This window comes from Streptomyces sp. CNT372, assembly GCF_000377145.1.
Window position 1 is genome coordinate 517,036 of sequence record NZ_KB897779.1, and the last position, 15,288, is coordinate 532,323.

Below are 15,288 nucleotides of genomic sequence, written 5' to 3' on the forward strand. Positions count from 1 at the left end.
CACCCCGCCGGGGAGGACCACGGCCCGCCGAGTAGGCGTCCGTACCTCCGAGTAGGCTTCGAACGAAGTCGGTCCGGGCGGGCCGCGATTCCAGCACCCGACCAGTGCCGTCCCTGGAACGGCCCTGCCCGTCCCAAGCCTCGCGGCGCGCCAGGGGCGTCGGCCGTCTCCAGGAGAACCCCCGACCGTGCGAAACCCCACCTGCCTCCTCGGCGGCCCCGGCATACCGGACCGCGTCACCCACGGGCACGATCCCGACCGTTTCGTGGAGATCGGGTCGCTGAGCAAGGTCTTCACCGGCACCGTCCTCGCCCGGCCGGCGGAGCAGGGCGTGCTGGATGCGGACACGGCACTGTGCGAGCTGGTCGACGAGGTGGACGCGGGCTGCCCCGTGACCCTGCGCCACCTCGCCGAGCACACCCCGGGTCTGCCCCGGCTGCCTCCGCAGCCGGCCGGCCCGCCCGACGACCCGTACGCCCACTTCACGGAGCCCGCGCTGCGGACCGCCCTGAAGGGCCTGTCCCCCCGGCCGCGGGACGAGCCGGAGTACTCGAACCTGGGATACGCCGCACTCGGCCTCGCCCTCACCACCGCCACCGGACGCACCTACCAGCAACTGGTGGACGAGCACGTCCTCCAGCCCCTGGAGCTGCCGGCGGGGTCGGTCACCGCGTCCCCGCCGCGGGAGCGCCGCCTCGTGCCGCGCACCCTCTTCGGGCGGCCCCGCCCGACGTGGACGCTGACCGGCGCGATCCTGCCGTCCGGCGGCCTGTCGGCGACCCCCGGACAACGGCCCGGGTACTGGTCGGCCTGCTCGTGGAACGCCGGCCGGGTGCGCCCGCCGCCACCTGGCAGCGCGGTGGCCCTGTCCTGTGGCACAACGGCGCCACCCGGGACGCATCCGTCGTGGCCGCGGCCCACGACGACGGCCGATGGCTGCTCCTGCACCGGTACGGCGCTGCCCCGGAGCGCACCGACCGCCTCGCCGTCGCCACCCTCACCGCCGCGCCCCCCTCGCGTCCGACGACTGAACCCGTCCCCGCCGCGCCCACGCCGGCGAGCCGGGCTCGCGGTCGAAGCGCACCGGCCCTGGCCGAAGGCGCCAGAAATTCCTGCGACTCCCCCGCGTGCATCTCCCCGCGAGGGGCACACGGAGTTCACGACACGACCTCATGGACCGACACAGGACGAAGAACGGGAGACAACGATGGGAAACTCCGGACACATCACCGGCACCGGCGCGCGCTCCACGGCGAACGGCCTGGCCATCGCGAGCCTCGTCTGCGGCATCGTCGGCGTGTTCGTCCTGAACGTGATCCTCGGGCCGCTCGCCGTCGTGCTCGGCTACGTGGGCCTGAAGCAGTCACCCACCAAGGGCGGGGCGGGCATGGCCAAGGCGGGCATGGTGCTGGGCATCGTCGCCCTGGTGCTCTTCATCGTGATGCTGGCGGTGGCCTCGTCCAGCGGCGGCTTCAGCTGGTACGTCGGCGGCTGACCAGCCGCACCCGACCCGATTCGGCCACCCTTGAGCACGGCTGAGCACCCCTCAGCCACGTGGCCGACCGCAGCCAGGTCGCCGGGAGTCTCCCCCTCTCCCCGCGACCGCGCCCGGGACCCCCCGCCCGGGCGTCATCCCGCCCCGGACGCCGGCCGCCACCCCCGTCGGCCCGCGTCCGGGGCGCTCCCCTGCACACCGCCCGTCGCGCCCCCCCGCCCATGGATTCATGGAGGAGCGGTGCCGATCCGGCGAAGCCCCGGTGGCCGCCGTGCGCCGACGTCACCGGGACCACCCCGGTCATTACTTTCCGTATCCGAGTGCCTGACGAGAAAGTGTCGGTGCACCCGTCACGCAGTCGTACGATATGAGCGCGGGAAGCAAAGAGGCCGGTAGCAGGCTCGGATACCCCCGCACCCGGGTATGTGGTCTGAACCAGTTGCCGCTACTCTGTGTCACGCAGCCAACCAGGCTGAGGCCGGAACCCCGCCGTCGACCACGGCGGGGCGAGCACCACAGGAGCACCAGTGAAGAACTCTGCGATCGTGACCGACGCACCGGACACGGAGATCGCGCAGAACGGGGGAGCCCGCGACCGCAAGCAGGGTCGTGGTGACGCCGGCGGTGCCGCCGCCACGATCACCTTCATCGCCCTGCTGGCCGTCGCCCTCGGCCTCCTCGGCTACATGGTCCTCGGCCGCTGACACACCGGCCGCGCACCACGCGAAGGGGCGCCCGTCCCTGGGGGACGGGCGCCCCTTCCGCGTTCCCGGAACCTCGCGTTCCCGGAGCCTCGCGTGCCCGGAGCCTCGCGTGCCCGGGGACCCGTGCCACCGCCCCCGCTACGCCTTGCGGCCCACCCCGCCGTACATGGCGACCTCGGCCGGTGCCCGCAGGTCCTGCTCGTCCGGCCGCCAGCGGTTGCACGAGACCACGCCGGGCTCCAGCAGCTCCAGGCCGTCGAAGTAGCGGGCCACCTGCGCCGGCGTGCGCTGGGTGAGGCGCGGGGTGCCGTTCTCGTTCCAGAAGGCGACGGCCTCGTCCACGTCGGGCATCGCGGGGCTGGTGATGGTGTGCGAGAGCACCAGATGGCTCCCGGCGGGCAGCGCCTCCACGAGCCGGCGCACCACCGCGTACGACTCGGCGTCCTCCTCCACGAAGATGACGACGCCGAGCAGCATCAGCGCGACCGGCTCCGAGAAGTCCAGGGTGGCCGCCGCGCGTTCCAGGATCGCGTCCGTGTCCCGCAGGTCGGCGTCCAGATAGTCGGTGCGGCCCTCGGGCGTGCCCGTGAGCAGCGCCCGCGCGTGCACGAGGACCAGCGGGTCGTTGTCGACGTACACGATCCGCGCGTCGGGGCGGACGCGCTGGGCGACCTCATGGGTGTTGTCGGCGCTGGGCAAACCGGTTCCCACGTCGAGGAACTGACGGATGTCCACATCGGCGGCGAGATGCCGGACCGCCCGCCCGAGGAAGCGCCGGTCGGCGAGGGCGTACTCCCCGATCCCGGGGTGCAGCTCCCTGATCCGGTCGCCGACGGCCTGGTCGACCGGGTAGTTGTCCTTGCCGCCGGTCCAGTAGTTCCAGATCCGGGCCGTGTGGGGGCGGGTGGTGTCGATGCGCGCCTGTATCCCTGTGTCGTCGGTCACGGCAAGCACCTTAGTGAACCTCCGTACCGGGCAGGAGGGTTGTGACGAGGTTCGGCGGACCGCGAGGCCCGCTGGACCTGGGCCCGCCCGAGAACCCCTGGATCAGGCCATTACCGATCGGTAGCGTGGGTCGCGCACAGCGACCGGCGAGGACCCGCGCGAGCCGCCACGGGGACAGCCGCAGGCACGGGAGGCACCCGACATGACGGCACCGGAGGCCGAGGCGTTCTTCGTCCGCCTCGACGAGAACCGCTACGCCCCCACCGAGCACACCCGGGGCCCCTGGAGCGCGGCCGCACAGCACGCCGGTCCGCCCGCCGCCCTCCTCGGCCGCGCGCTGGAGGAACGGCCGGGCGCCCGGACGGACATGCGCCTCGCACGCGTCACCTACGAGATCCTGCGCCCGGTGCCGATCGCGCCCCTGGAGATCACCACCACCGTCCTGCGCGCGGGCCGCGGCACCGAGGTGGTCGAGGCGGTGCTCGCCCCGGCCGGCGCGGCGCCGGTGATGCACGCCCGCGCCCTGCGCATCCGCACGGCGGCGGAGCCCGGCCCGGCGGTGGCCCGGGGCCCGCTCGTCCCGTCCCCCTCGGAGTCCGCCGAGACCCCGTTCTTCGGCGTTCCGTGGGACGTGGGCTACCACACCGCGATGGAGTCCCGTTTCGCCGAGGGGAGCTGGCAGGACCGCGGACCGGCGACATGCTGGCTGCGTATGCGGCTGCCCCTGGTGGCGGGCGAGGCACCCCGGGCCCTGGACCGGGTCCTGGTGGCCGCCGACTCGGGCAACGGGCTGAGCAACGTCCTCGACTTCGGCCGCCATGTCTTCATCAACCCCGACCTGACGGTCCATCTGCACCGTCACCCGGTCGGCGAATGGGTCTGCGTGGACGCCCGTACGGGTGTGGACGCCGCCGGCATCGGCCTCGCGGACGCGATGCTCCACGACGAGAAGGGGCCGATCGGCCGCAGCGCCCAGAGCCTCTTCGTCGCCCCGCGCTGAGACCGGGCGCCACGTCCTCGCGGTGCGCCGACCGGACGGCGCACGGCTCACATTCCCGGGCCCCCGGCGCCGTGGAGGGGCAGCCGTGCCGTCCCGACCGGGCCCCGGAGCGGCTCGGGCAGCACGACGTCCTCACCGTACGCGCCCTGCCGCCGGACCCGGTACCGCCCGTGCTCGGGGCGGGAGTGGACCGCCCAGGTGCCGCACCGGGGGTCCACGACGAGCAGGACGGGCACGCAGGCGACGGCGTACCACGCCGGGCGCTGGGCCGGCTCGGGTGCCTTCTCCTGCCGGGGCACGACCTCCACGGCGAGCGCGACCTCATGGGTGTCCAGCATCCGGCCGGGCCCGGGCGACCGGCGGGGCTCGGGGGACCGGCCGGGCTCCGGTGACCGGCCGACGGGCGTCCGCAGCACCAGGTCGGGAACGGCGAAGTCGTCCGCGTCGAACGGCATCGCGAGGGGGGCGGCCCGCTCCACGACCGGCGCCGCGGCCGGGGACCCGTACGCGAGTTCGTCCACCAGCAGGCGCACCGTCTCGGCGCGTGTCGGGCAGTCGGTACGGGTGAGCACCATGCTCCCGCCGAGCACCTCGACCCGCAGACCCGACACCCGGGAGACGACCCGGGCCAGTTCGCGCGGTGTGCCCGGGAACAGCCGTCGGCCTCGCCGGCCGGTCACGGGCGGGCCCCGCCCAGTTCCACCCACAGCAGCTTCCCGCCGTGCGGCAGCCGGGTCGCTCCCCACGCATCGGCGCACACCGCGACCAGCGCGAGCCCGCGCCCGCTCTCGGCATCCGGGCCCGGCCTGCGCGGCAGCCCCTCGAACGGGGCCGGGACGTCCGGGCAGCCGTCCCATACCCCGACCCGCAGCCGCCCCCGTCCCAGCGTGTGCAGCCGCATCCCGTACGGCCCCTCGGTATGGCGGTAGGCGTTGGTGACCAGTTCGGAGACGAGCAGTTCGGCGGTGTCCACGAGCCCGCAGAGCCGATGGGCCCCCAGCACCGCCCGCACCGAACGCCGCGCGATACCGGGCGCACGGGGATCCTGCGGAAGACGAAGGGCGTAGGTCCAGGGCGGGGATACGGTGGTGAGCATGGAAGTCTCCTCGGCGAAGCGCGTGTTGGGCTGGTGCGGCAGATTCGGTGCCCGGTGACCAGGTCGCTCCGTCGAGCGGGGTGCTTCCGGGCGGGTGGCCTGAGACGCACCGTAGAACGAATGAGGGAATGCATTCCATGAAATCTGCGGAATGCATGCCATTTACCCACGTGTGGGTGACGCGTTGGGAGAGCTGATGACACAGAACCTGCCTCCTTCAGCCCGCCGCAGACGACTCGGCGCCGAACTGCGCAAGTTGCGCGAGAAGGCAGGGCTGACGGCAACTCAGGCAGCCCGGCTGATCGGGGGCAACCAGGCCCGGATCAGCAACATCGAGGCGGGACGCTACGGAGTGAGCGCAGAACGGGTCAGAACCCTGAGCTGCCACTACGACTGCTCCGACATCCCCCTCGTCGAAGCACTGGCAAACATGACGGGCGAGCGGAAGCATGGCTGGTGGGAGAGCTACCGCGAGATCCTCTCCCCCGGCCTGCTCGACCTGGCCGAAGTCGAACACCACGGACACCGGCTACGCACGGCACACACGTCCGGCATCCCCGGCCTGCTGCAGACACCGGAACACGCGCGGGAGATCATGAACCAGGTCGTGCCGCCGCTGCCCCGGTCGGAGGCCGAGCATCGCGTCTCGTTCCGGATGAAGCGCCAGGCAGTACTGGACCGGGCCGACCCCGCGCCCTACCAGGCCCTCATCCACGAAGCGGCTCTCCGCATGCGGTTCGGCGGGCGGGCCGGGGCGGAGCGACAGCTGCGACACCTGCTGGAATCCGGAAGCAGGAGCCACATCACCGTCCGCGTCATCCCCTTCGCAGCGGGAGCCTTCCCCGGCGCGGGCCAGCCCGTCTACTACATCGACGGCCCCGTCCCCGAACTGGACACCGTACAACTGGACCAGGCCCACGGACCGGTCTTCCTGAACGCGCAGGCGCAGCTGAGCAAGTACCGGCAGCTCCTCTCCAGGCTGGAGACACTCGCGCTCGACGAGAACTCCTCCCGCACCCTCATCGAATCCATCCTCAAGGACCTGTGAGGCCACAGCACATGCCGATACCCCCGGGCACCTGGCACAAGTCGTCGTTCTGCGGCGAGGGCGAGTCCTGCCTTCACGTATCCGCACACAGCTCCGGCGTGCTGCTCACCGAGAGCGGCGACCCCGACGGGGTCATACTCCGCACCAGCCCCGCCGCCTTCGGGGACCTCCTCCGCGCCCTCCGGGCCGGCGACCACCCCTCACACATACGCGTGTCCGAGGATGCGTACGGCACCGTCCGCATCCACCACCCCGACAGCCCCGGACACGCCGTCACCACCTCCGCCGACAAGTGGCACGCCTTCACCCTCGGAGTCCGCGCGGGCGAGTTCGACCACTTCGCCGATCCGGTCGGCCACCCCGCCTGAGCGAGACCCGCAAACCACCCCAAAGGTGGCACAACGACAGTCATTGCCCGGAGTCACGCAGCGTGATACATAGAGTGACGGTGCTCGCACGCAGACCGGATCGCACCACCCCGCCCAGGTCAGGGCGGTCGGCTCGGTCATACGTGCGGAGATCGGGTAAAGAGACCCTCGAAGACGGCTTACGTGCGCGCGTTCATCAGCGAAGATAGAGAGTGACCCGTGCCGTGGGGCGTGGGCGGCGAAGAACCCGACAGGGGCGGTGAGTTACATGATCCTGGCAGCCGAGAAGGGCGACATCAACACCATCATCGGCGGTATCGCGCCGAACTGGGGCCCGTTCGGAGGCCTGGGCAACGAGGCTCGGGTGATGATCGAGGTCGTGATGGCCGTCGCCATCCTCATCTGCCTCGGCATCGCGATCTGGGGGGCGGCCAAGCAGCGCATCGGGGCGACGGCGCTCCGTGACACCTTCAGCGCGGAACAGGGCAAGGGCCTGATCGTCGCCGGTCTGACCGGCGTCTTCATCATCGGATCACTCGGCACCTTGTTCACCATCGTCTACGGAATGGCCGTCTGACCGCACGTCAGTCCACGCCGGGCTCGCCCGGGCCCATCGTCAGAAGTTGCGTTCCCTGATGTCACGTCACCACGCCGCGCCCGCGCGGCACACAGCACGTCCACGACCGGTTGAGGGAGCCCGCGCGAAATGAGCCTCGGCGACGAGCACGACACCCGCAGGGGCGACGCCTACGGCGGCTCGGGCCAGACCCGCACCCGGCTCCCCGGCGCGGCCGACACCGACGTCTATGGCGGCGCCCGCCGCCCCGTGCGGACCTCGCGCTCCCTCATCGGCGTGGTCGGCGTGATCGTGCTCCTGATCGCGGCGATCGCCTTCGCCAACCAGGGCGGCGGGGACGACACCGACGGCGCCTCCGCCAAGTCCCCGGACGCGGCCCCGACCGCGCCCTCGGGCGTCCGCCCGGTCAAGGGCTCCACCTCCGGCATCCCGACGGGCTACCCCCAGGACGAACAGGGCGCCCAGAGCGCGGCGGCGAACTACGCGGTGGCGCTGGGGTCCGTCGACATGTACGACAAGGCTCGCAGAGATGCCATCGTCAACATCGTGTACGCACCCGATGTCGCCGCGCAGCGGAGGGGCGACCTCGACAAGGTCTACTCCGACGAGGCCTTTCTGACCGGAATGGGACTGAAGCCGGACGGCACCGCGCCCGCGGGCATGACCTTCATCAGCCGCTTCAACCCCGCCGGGGCCAAGGTCGAGAGCTTCTCGCAAGGCACCGCGAGCATCTCGGTCTGGTACTCGGCCCTGTTCGGCCTCGCGGGCGAAGGGTCGCAGAACCCCGTTACCGAGAGCTGGTACACCAACACGTTCTCGCTGCGGTGGGTCGACGGTGACTGGAAGGTCACCGACTTCACGCAGAAGGACGGACCGGTGCCGGTCGGGCGCGACCAGTCCGCATCCGGTGCTGAGGAGATGGCCGACGCAGTGAAGCAGTTCGGAGGGTTCACCTATGCGCGGTAGCCGCCACCTCACCACCGTCGTAGCAGCCGGAGCGGCTCTGCAGGCCGCTCTCGTCGTCTGCGCCACCCGCGCCGTGGCCGACCCCTCACCGAGCCCGGCCAGCCCCTCCCCCAGCCCGAGCAACAACCCCTGCGACCTCATCCGCGGCCCCGCCCGCGACTACTGCGAGAACGGCGAAGCCCCCTCCGGCACCCGCGCCCCGGGCAGCGTCACCAACCCCGCCGACGCGCTCGACCCCCTCTCCTCGCTCGCGCGCGGCTGCGCCGACGCCGCCGTGGCCGTGCTCGACTTCCTGTCCGGGGCCGTGAAGGAGACCGCCGAGGTCGACTTCACCAACCCGGCCTTCCTCGCCCGCTACGCCATCGTCTTCGCCGCCGCCACCGTCCTCACCCTCGTCCTGTGGCTGCTCGCCGTGGCCAAGCGCGCCATCCGGGGCGTACCGCTCACCACCGCGATCTCCGAGGCCGTGGGGTTCCTCTGGCTCACCGTCCTCGCCTCCGCCTTCACCCCGCTGATCCTCTACACCGTCGTCTCCGCCACCGACGCGATCACCGAGGTCGTCGCGTCCGGGACCCAGGAGCAGACGGACATGTTCTTCGGGAGCTTCAAGGAAGCCCTCCAGAAGGGCGACAGCATCAGCGGCGGACCGATCATGCTGATCATCGTCGCGCTGGTCACCGTCGTCGCCGCCGGCATCCTCTACCTGGAGCTGTTCATCCGGGCCGTGCTCCTCTACGTCGGCGCGCTCCTCGGCGTCGTCGTCTACGCCGGTCTGGTCGACAAGAACATGTGGGGCCACGTCCGCCGCTGGGCCGGCATCATGATCGCGATCATCCTGGTGAAGCCCATCATCGTGATCGTCCTCGGCCTCGCGGGCGCGCTCTCCGCCGGCGAGGGCCCCGACTCGTTCTCCGCCGTGGTCTCCGGACTGTCGATCATCCTGCTGGCCATCTTCGCCTCCGCGATGATCTACCGCTTCGTGCCCGGCTTCGGCGACGAGATCGCGAGCTCCCGCAACAACCGCATCCAGAATTCCGCCGAGGGCAAAGCCGCCGCTGTCATCAGCTCCCCGGCCGCCCTCGTCTCACAGGGCATCAAGACGCACAGCAGCCGCGGGCCCCAGGGCGGCGGCGACGGCGGCGGCAGCTCCGCGCCCCGGCCCGCCAACCCCGTCAGCGGCGGCGTCGCCGCCCACGGCGGGCGTGGCGCCGCCCCGGCCGCACCCGCGGCCTCCGCCGCCCCCGCGCCCCGTAGCGCCGCCCCGACGGGCAGCACCCCGCACAGCAACCGCAACACCTCAGGAGGTGGACGGCGTTGACGACCCAGTCCCAGCCGATCGCGCCCCGCCGCACGTACCTCATCGGCCGCGCCCGGCCGAACGCGATCGTCGGCAAGAACCGCGAGACCGGCGAGATCGCGCTGATCATCGCCGGGGCGTTCCTCGGCATGATGAGCGGGCTGCTCGTCCCCGTCCTCTCCCTGCGCATCGTCCTGCTGGCCGGCTTCCCGATGCTCGCGCTGGCCGCCGTGTACCTGCCGTACAAGCACCGCACGTTCTACCGCTGGTTCGAGATCAACCGCAGCTACAAGCGCACCCTGCGCCAGGGCACCACCTACCGCTCCGGCGCCGTCGAGGCCGGCACCCGTCTCGACGGGCGCGAGATCGAGGTCGGCCCGCCGCCCGGCATCGGCCGCATCAACTGGCTCGCCGCCCCCTTCGGCCCCGACGAGATCGCCGTACTGCTCCACGCCGACCGGCGCACCGTCACCGCCGCCATCGAGATCGAGGGCCCCGGCGTCGGCCTGCGCGACAGCGAGGACCAGGAAGCCCTCGTCGACCGCTTCGGCACCCTCCTCAAGCACGTGGCGAACGGCGACGGCTTCGTCACCCGCCTCCAGATGCTCGCCCGCACCCTGCCCGCCGACCCCGACGCGCACGCCAAGGACGTCGCCCAACGCGGCGACCGCGCCGCCCCCGGCTGGCTCCAGGACTCCTACGACCAGCTCCAGTCGATGGTCTCCACCTCCAGCGAGCAGCACCGCGCCTACCTCGTCGCCTGCATGCACTACTCCCGCGAACTGGCCGCCGAGGCCCACGCCATGGCCCGCGCCGCCAAGGCCGCCTCCGGCGCCCGCCGCCTCGACAAGGACGCCGGCCTCGCCGTCGTCATGGCCCGCGAACTGACCGACATCTGCGCCCGTCTCGCCGAGGCCGACATCCGGGTCCGCCAGCCGCTGGGCCAGTCCCGCCTCGCCTCCCTCGTGCACTCCATGTACGACCCGGACCACCCCATCGACCACATCCAGGCGATGACCAAGCGCAACGCCTGGCCCGCCGAACTGGACGCCGTCGAACCGACCTACCTCCAGGCCAAGACCCGCGAGTCCTCCACCCGCGCCCCCTGGTGCCACTCCACGGCCTGGGTGAAGGAGTGGCCGATGACGCCCGTCGGCGTGAACTTCCTCGCGCCGCTGCTCGTCCACACCCCCGACGTCATCCGGACGGTCGCGGTCACCATGGACCTGGAGCCCACTGAGGTCGCCATCGAGCGCATGCTCACCGAGAAGACCAACGACGCCGCGGACGCCAGCCGCGCCGCCAAGATGAACCGGACCGTCGACCCGCGCGACATCGCCGCCCACGGACGGCTCGACCAGCGGGGTGAAGATCTCGCCAGCGGTGCGGCGGGGGTCAACCTCGTCGGGTACATCACTGTGTCGTCGCGTTCGCCCGAGGCCCTGGCCCGGGACAAGCGCACGATCAGGGCCTCAGCCGGCAAGTCGTATCTGAAGCTGGAGTGGTGCGACCGCGAACACCACCGGGCCTTTGTGAACACCCTGCCGTTCGCGACCGGCATCCGCCGATAGGGGCCCGATCTGATGCGTGATCCGCTGTCCGCCGTCACCGATGCGTTCACCTCCTTCGTGTTCGGCAAGGTGGAGACGACGCGCCTGCCCGTGCGCACCTCCACCGGGCAGGCCCAGGCCGTCTACCTGCCCACCGCCGCCCCCGGACTCGGCGACTCCGGCGTGATCATCGGCCGCGAGGTCTACAGCGGCAAGGGCTACATCTACGACCCCTTCCAGCTCTACGGCCAGCAACTGCCCGCCCCCCACTGGCTCGTCCTCGGCGAGTCCGGCAACGGCAAGTCCGCGCTGGAGAAGACCTACGTCCTGCGGCAGTTGCGCTTCCGCGACCGTCAGGTCGTCGTCCTCGACGCCCAGGGCGAGGACGGCGTCGGCGAATGGAACCTCATCGCGCAGGAGCTGGGGATAACTCCCATCCGGCTGGACCCGATGACCGCCCTCGACGGCGGCATCCGGCTCAACCCCCTGGACCCGGCCATCACCACCACCGGCCAGCTCGCCCTGCTGCGCACCATCATCGAGGTCGCCATGGGGCACGGCCTCGACGAGCGCAGCGGCTTCGCGCTCAAGGTTGCCCACGCCTACGTCAACGAGACCGTCACCGACCGGCAGCCCGTCCTCACCGACATCGTGGAGCAACTGCGCCATCCGGAGGCCGAGTCCGCCCAGGCGATGAACGTCGACATAGACGATGTCCGCGCCTGGGGTCTGGACGTCGCCCTCGTCCTGGACCGCCTCGTCGACGGCGACCTCCGCGGCATGTTCGACGGGCCCACCACCGTCGGCATCGACCTCGACGCGCCGCTGATCGTCTTCGACCTTTCCCATATCGACCGCAACTCCATCGCCATGCCCATCCTGATGGCAATCGTGGGTGTGTGGCTGGAGCACACCTGGATCCGGCCCGACCGCAAGAAGCGCATCTTCCTGGTGGAGGAGGCGTGGCACATCATCAACAGTCCTTTCGTGGCTCAGCTGTTCCAGCGTCTGCTCAAGTTCGGCCGGCGGCTCGGGCTGTCCTTCGTCGCCGTCGTCCACCACCTCTCCGACGTGGTGGACGGCGCCGCCGCCCGTGAGGCGGCGGCCATCCTGAAGATGGCCTCCACACGGACCGTCTACGCCCAGAAGGCCGACGAGGCACGCGCCACCGGCCGCGTCCTCGGCCTGCCCCGCTGGGCCGTGGAGATCATCCCGACCCTCACCCCGGGCATCGCCGTGTGGGACGTCAACGGCAACGTCCAGGTCGTCAAACACCTGATCACCGAGGCCGAACGACCCCTCGTCTTCACCGACCGGGCGATGACGGAGTCCTCCCACCCCGCCGTCCCGGAGCACGTCCAGGCCGCCGAGTGGGAGGCGGAACAGCGGGCGGCGCTGATCGAGCAGCACCAGCAGGGCTACGACGACGAGTCGTCTCCCTCCTCGTCCCGGTCGACGGTGGCGTGACATGCACGGGGGACACGGCAGCCGGGGCGCGGGCGGGGGACGCGGCGGGGCGCGGCCGTCCGGCGGGGTTCCCGACGGTCTGCTCGTGGCGCTGCTGGCCCTGGTGCTCGGCCTGACCGTCGTCGTGTGGACGGGTACGGGTCTCGCGGCTCTCCTCTCCCATGGCTCCTGGCCTGACGGCGTCTCCTACACGGGCTCCCCCCAGGCCGTGCGTTCCCTGCTCGGCGCCCCCGACGACCTCGCGGCGGCCTGGCCGGACGCCCCACCCAAGGCACTTTCCGGGTACGGACTGTTCTGGGGGCTGGTCATCGGACAGGTGATGATTCTCGTCGTCCTGACCGTGTTCGTCCTCGGCACGGTCGCCCGCTGGCGGGCGGTCCGGGCCGACGCCGCAGCTGCCCGGGCCCAGCGGCGGGCCACCGCCGGGGGTGCCGACCGCGTGGACGGCGACGCTCAGGTGCACCCCGGCCCGATCCTGGAGAAGCCCGGCCGGGCGGCCTCCGCCCCTCCGCGTACAGCCTTCGCCCCGCCCTTCCACGAGTCCCCCGCAGACCCGCAGGCAGCAACCTCCCCCTCTCCCGGGCCGGTTCCCGACACCACACCGGTGGTACCGGCCCCCATCTCCTCGGCGGTCTCCGCCCCGGCCGTGCCCTCCCCCGTCGTCCCCGGGCCCCGTGGGCGGACCTCCCACCTCCTGTACGGCGGCCCGACCCTCCGCCGGCCCGCCGCCGTCCAAGCCCTCCTGGACGCGGAGGGCCCCGCCCTCGTCGTGACCTCCGACCCCGCCGTCTGGGCCGACACCAAGGACGCCCGCGCCAAGCTCGGCCCCGTCCTCGTCTACGACCCCGGCCACCTGTGCGACACCCCGGCCCGGCTGCACTGGTCGCCCACCGCCGGCTGCGAGTCCGCCGACACCGCTGCGGCGCGCGCCCGCGCACTCCTGGCACCCGTCCGCCCCCGCGCCCTGGTCGACGCGGCGATGGCCGACACCGCGGAGACCCTCCTGCGCTGCTGGCTGCACGCGGCGGCCGTCGACGGCCGCCCGTTCCGCCAGGTCCCCCGCTGGGCCCAGGGCTCGGCTGCCCAAGAACCCGTCCGGATCCTGCGTACTCACCCCAGGGCGGCCGCGGGGCTCGCCGGTCTGCTGGAGTCCGCGCTCACCGCGTACCCCGAACGCCGGGACATCGCGCAAGAGTTGGTCGTGGGCGCCTTCGGAGCGCTCTCGACCGTCCACATCCGCGAGGCATGCACAGCGAACCGAGGAGATGCGCTCGCCTTGGAATCTTTTGTGCACGAAGGGGGCACCCTTTATGTGGTGGGTGAACCGATCGAGGACCCGCGCACCCGCCCCGGCGCGATGCCGCTGCTGACGGCACTCGCCTCAGACGTGGTCGAGCACGGCCGCCGCATGGCCGCACGGTCATCCGACGGTCGGCTCGACCCACCACTGACCCTGGTGCTCGACGACATCGCGGCCGTCGCCCCCTTCCCTCTGCTCCCCCGCCTGATGGCCCCGGGCCAGGACGAGGGCATGCCCGCCCTGGTTCTGCTGCGCTCGGCGGAACAGGCGCGTGCCCGCTGGCCGGAGCCTCTGCCCACCAACTCCCCCTGACGCCAAGTCCGTCCGGGACCACCGGCAAGAGCGCCTACACTTTGGCCGACGGCCGCACCACCACGTACTCCCGCGCGTCCGCGTCCCCCGGTATCGGGGCCGTGTCACCGCTCGGCAGGAAGCCCATCCGCCGGTACAGCCCCTCGGCACGCACGTTGTCCGCGTGAAAGACCAGCCGCACCCGCTCGGCGCACGGCGATTCCAGCGCCCATGACCAGTCCAGTGCCGCCCGGAACAGCGCGTCGGCCACCCCGCTGCCCCGCGCCTCCGGCCGTACGAACACACCCACCACGTGCGTCTGATCCACCGGCGCGGCCTTGCCTATCCGTGCTTCGGCCCCCGCCCGCTCCACCAGCACAGTGACCGTGCCGTCCCAGCCGCCGTCCGACGCCTCTGCGACGAACTGCACGATGTCCCGCCCCTCGGCCGCCCTCGCCGTCCGTTCCTGCCACTCGGCATCCGGGCGGGCCAGCGCGGTCTCGTAGGTCTCCAGGAAGGCGATCGGGGCCAACGGGTCCCGCAGCGCCGCGAGCCGCAGCTCCCGGGCCGCCGCCCACTCGTCGGCGCACACCCTGCGTACGACGTGCCCCGATGACGGCACGTGTGCCCGTGCCGGCTTCTGCTCCAGTTCCAGTTCCATGGACCGATGGTCGCCCGTCCTCGCGCGGAGCGACAACGCGTTATCCACAGACGGGCCCCGCAGTCATACCGGCTGTCCGGAAACGCGGCGGCGACGGCCGCCGTACCCCCCGCCCGCTCCTTCGGAACGGCGTCGTCGTGCCCCCGTACCACGCCCGCTCCCTCGGACGGTGTCCCGGTCGGGTGCCTGGAAACGCAAAAGGGCCCCGCCCCGGAGAATTCCTTCTCCAGGGAACGAGGCCCTTATAAATAATTGTTCGGCGGTGTCCTACTCTCCCACAGGGTCCCCCCTGCAGTACCATCGGCGCTGAAAGGCTTAGCTTCCGGGTTCGGAATGTAACCGGGCGTTTCCCTAACGCTATGACCACCGAAACACTATGAAACTGTACGAACCAACCACCCGGCCAACAGTATTGGTGGTGTTCGTTGTTTCAGAACTAACACAGTGGACGCGAGCAACTGAGGACAAGCCCTCGGCCTATTAGTACCGGTCAACTCCACACGTTACCGTGCTTCCATATCCG

At 71.7% G+C, this 15,288-nt stretch carries 15 protein-coding genes, 1 rRNA gene and 1 pseudogene; 12 read left to right on the forward strand and 5 right to left on the reverse strand.

Translation table 11 applies throughout. From position 1 onward, the window contains the following. Nucleotides 1-265 precede the first annotated feature (265 nt). The 3 genes and pseudogenes from C593_RS33675 to C593_RS33300 form a co-directional block, all read left to right on the forward strand. Nucleotides 266-724, forward strand: a pseudogene (locus C593_RS33675) (serine hydrolase domain-containing protein); the annotation flags it as partial. A gap of 483 nt (nt 725-1,207) precedes the next feature. Beyond that, nucleotides 1,208-1,495: a DUF4190 domain-containing protein gene (locus C593_RS0110305; protein ID WP_026277556.1), complete on the forward strand. Its 288-nt coding sequence runs from the start codon at nt 1,208-1,210 to the stop codon at nt 1,493-1,495. 545 nt (nt 1,496-2,040) lie between these two features. Continuing rightward, on the forward strand, nt 2,041-2,199 hold the full coding sequence (locus C593_RS33300) for a hypothetical protein (protein ID WP_199790011.1): 159 nt from the start codon (nt 2,041-2,043) through the stop codon (nt 2,197-2,199). Nucleotides 2,200-2,337: 138 nt separating this feature from the next. Here C593_RS33300 and C593_RS0110315 read toward each other — a convergent pair whose 3' ends face one another. Continuing rightward, on the reverse strand, nt 2,338-3,144 hold the full coding sequence (locus C593_RS0110315; protein ID WP_018847221.1) for an SAM-dependent methyltransferase: 807 nt from the start codon (nt 3,142-3,144) through the stop codon (nt 2,338-2,340). Nucleotides 3,145-3,346: 202 nt separating this feature from the next. Here C593_RS0110315 and C593_RS0110320 point away from each other — a divergent pair, with 202 nt between their 5' ends. Further along, nucleotides 3,347-4,144 (forward strand): thioesterase family protein, encoded by a 798-nt coding sequence (locus C593_RS0110320; RefSeq protein ID WP_018847222.1) that lies wholly within the window; start codon nt 3,347-3,349, stop codon nt 4,142-4,144. Between the two features lie 47 nt (nt 4,145-4,191). Here the strand turns inward: C593_RS0110320 and C593_RS0110325 are convergent, their stop codons facing one another. Together C593_RS0110325 and C593_RS0110330 are read right to left on the reverse strand one after the other, a co-directional pair. Beyond that, nucleotides 4,192-4,824: a Uma2 family endonuclease gene (locus tag C593_RS0110325; protein ID WP_018847223.1), complete on the reverse strand. Its 633-nt coding sequence runs from the start codon at nt 4,822-4,824 to the stop codon at nt 4,192-4,194. Next, nucleotides 4,821-5,240 carry an ATP-binding protein gene (locus C593_RS0110330; RefSeq protein ID WP_018847224.1) on the reverse strand — a complete coding sequence of 140 codons (420 nt, stop codon included), beginning with the start codon at nt 5,238-5,240 and terminating at the stop codon, nt 4,821-4,823. Before C593_RS0110330 ends, C593_RS0110325 begins: the two co-directional genes overlap by 4 nt. A 196-nt stretch (nt 5,241-5,436) precedes the next feature. Between C593_RS0110330 and C593_RS0110335 the strand changes: the two genes are divergently transcribed. The 8 genes from C593_RS0110335 (at nt 5,437) to C593_RS0110370 (ending at nt 14,125) form a co-directional block, all read left to right on the forward strand. After that, nucleotides 5,437-6,288, forward strand: a complete 852-nt coding sequence (locus C593_RS0110335; protein WP_078521329.1) for a Scr1 family TA system antitoxin-like transcriptional regulator — start codon at nt 5,437-5,439, stop codon at nt 6,286-6,288. An 11-nt stretch (nt 6,289-6,299) separates the two neighbouring features. Beyond that, nucleotides 6,300-6,656, forward strand: a complete 357-nt coding sequence (locus C593_RS0110340) for a DUF397 domain-containing protein (RefSeq protein ID WP_018847226.1) — start codon at nt 6,300-6,302, stop codon at nt 6,654-6,656. Between the two features lie 268 nt (nt 6,657-6,924). Next, nucleotides 6,925-7,233, forward strand: a complete 309-nt coding sequence (locus C593_RS0110345) for a hypothetical protein (protein ID WP_018847227.1) — start codon at nt 6,925-6,927, stop codon at nt 7,231-7,233. Nucleotides 7,234-7,362: 129 nt separating this feature from the next. Next, the gene (locus tag C593_RS0110350; RefSeq protein WP_018847228.1) at nt 7,363-8,199 is read left to right on the forward strand and encodes a DUF8175 domain-containg protein; all 837 of its coding nucleotides are present in this window, start codon (nt 7,363-7,365) and stop codon (nt 8,197-8,199) included. Further along, on the forward strand, nt 8,189-9,517 hold the full coding sequence (locus tag C593_RS0110355) for a hypothetical protein (protein WP_018847229.1): 1,329 nt from the start codon (nt 8,189-8,191) through the stop codon (nt 9,515-9,517). Before C593_RS0110350 ends, C593_RS0110355 begins: the two co-directional genes overlap by 11 nt. After that, nucleotides 9,514-11,067 carry an SCO6880 family protein gene (locus C593_RS0110360; RefSeq protein ID WP_018847230.1) on the forward strand — a complete coding sequence of 518 codons (1,554 nt, stop codon included), beginning with the start codon at nt 9,514-9,516 and terminating at the stop codon, nt 11,065-11,067. The genes C593_RS0110355 and C593_RS0110360 overlap by 4 nt, the downstream gene beginning before the upstream one ends. Before the next feature lie 12 nt (nt 11,068-11,079). Beyond that, nucleotides 11,080-12,513: an ATP-binding protein gene (locus C593_RS0110365; protein ID WP_018847231.1), complete on the forward strand. Its 1,434-nt coding sequence runs from the start codon at nt 11,080-11,082 to the stop codon at nt 12,511-12,513. 1 nt (nt 12,514) lies between these two features. Further along, nucleotides 12,515-14,125 carry a hypothetical protein gene (locus C593_RS0110370; RefSeq protein WP_018847232.1) on the forward strand — a complete coding sequence of 537 codons (1,611 nt, stop codon included), beginning with the start codon at nt 12,515-12,517 and terminating at the stop codon, nt 14,123-14,125. Between the two features lie 34 nt (nt 14,126-14,159). Here C593_RS0110370 and C593_RS0110375 read toward each other — a convergent pair whose 3' ends face one another. Both C593_RS0110375 and rrf read right to left on the reverse strand, forming a co-directional pair. Beyond that, nucleotides 14,160-14,765, reverse strand: a complete 606-nt coding sequence (locus C593_RS0110375) for a GNAT family N-acetyltransferase (protein WP_018847233.1) — start codon at nt 14,763-14,765, stop codon at nt 14,160-14,162. A 254-nt stretch (nt 14,766-15,019) separates the two neighbouring features. Next, a 5S ribosomal RNA gene (gene rrf / locus C593_RS0110380) occupies nt 15,020-15,136 on the reverse strand. Nucleotides 15,137-15,288: the final 152 nt, after the last annotated feature.

What these genes read in the sequence shown, in the direction of transcription:
- C593_RS0110365 (WP_018847231.1), top strand. Translation starts at nt 11,080, where the DNA reads ATGCGTGATCCGCTGTCCGCCGTCACCGATGCGTTCACCTCCTTCGTG.
- C593_RS0110355 (WP_018847229.1), top strand. Translation starts at nt 8,189, where the DNA reads ATGCGCGGTAGCCGCCACCTCACCACCGTCGTAGCAGCCGGAGCGGCT.
- C593_RS0110335 (WP_078521329.1), top strand. Translation starts at nt 5,437, where the DNA reads ATGACACAGAACCTGCCTCCTTCAGCCCGCCGCAGACGACTCGGCGCC.
- C593_RS0110350 (WP_018847228.1), top strand. Translation starts at nt 7,363, where the DNA reads ATGAGCCTCGGCGACGAGCACGACACCCGCAGGGGCGACGCCTACGGC.
- C593_RS0110330 (WP_018847224.1), bottom strand. Translation starts at nt 5,240, where the DNA reads ATGCTCACCACCGTATCCCCGCCCTGGACCTACGCCCTTCGTCTTCCG.
- C593_RS0110370 (WP_018847232.1), top strand. Translation starts at nt 12,515, where the DNA reads ATGCACGGGGGACACGGCAGCCGGGGCGCGGGCGGGGGACGCGGCGGG.
- C593_RS0110320 (WP_018847222.1), top strand. Translation starts at nt 3,347, where the DNA reads ATGACGGCACCGGAGGCCGAGGCGTTCTTCGTCCGCCTCGACGAGAAC.
- C593_RS0110345 (WP_018847227.1), top strand. Translation starts at nt 6,925, where the DNA reads ATGATCCTGGCAGCCGAGAAGGGCGACATCAACACCATCATCGGCGGT.
- C593_RS0110340 (WP_018847226.1), top strand. Translation starts at nt 6,300, where the DNA reads ATGCCGATACCCCCGGGCACCTGGCACAAGTCGTCGTTCTGCGGCGAG.
- C593_RS0110375 (WP_018847233.1), bottom strand. Translation starts at nt 14,765, where the DNA reads ATGGAACTGGAACTGGAGCAGAAGCCGGCACGGGCACACGTGCCGTCA.
- C593_RS0110305 (WP_026277556.1), top strand. Translation starts at nt 1,208, where the DNA reads ATGGGAAACTCCGGACACATCACCGGCACCGGCGCGCGCTCCACGGCG.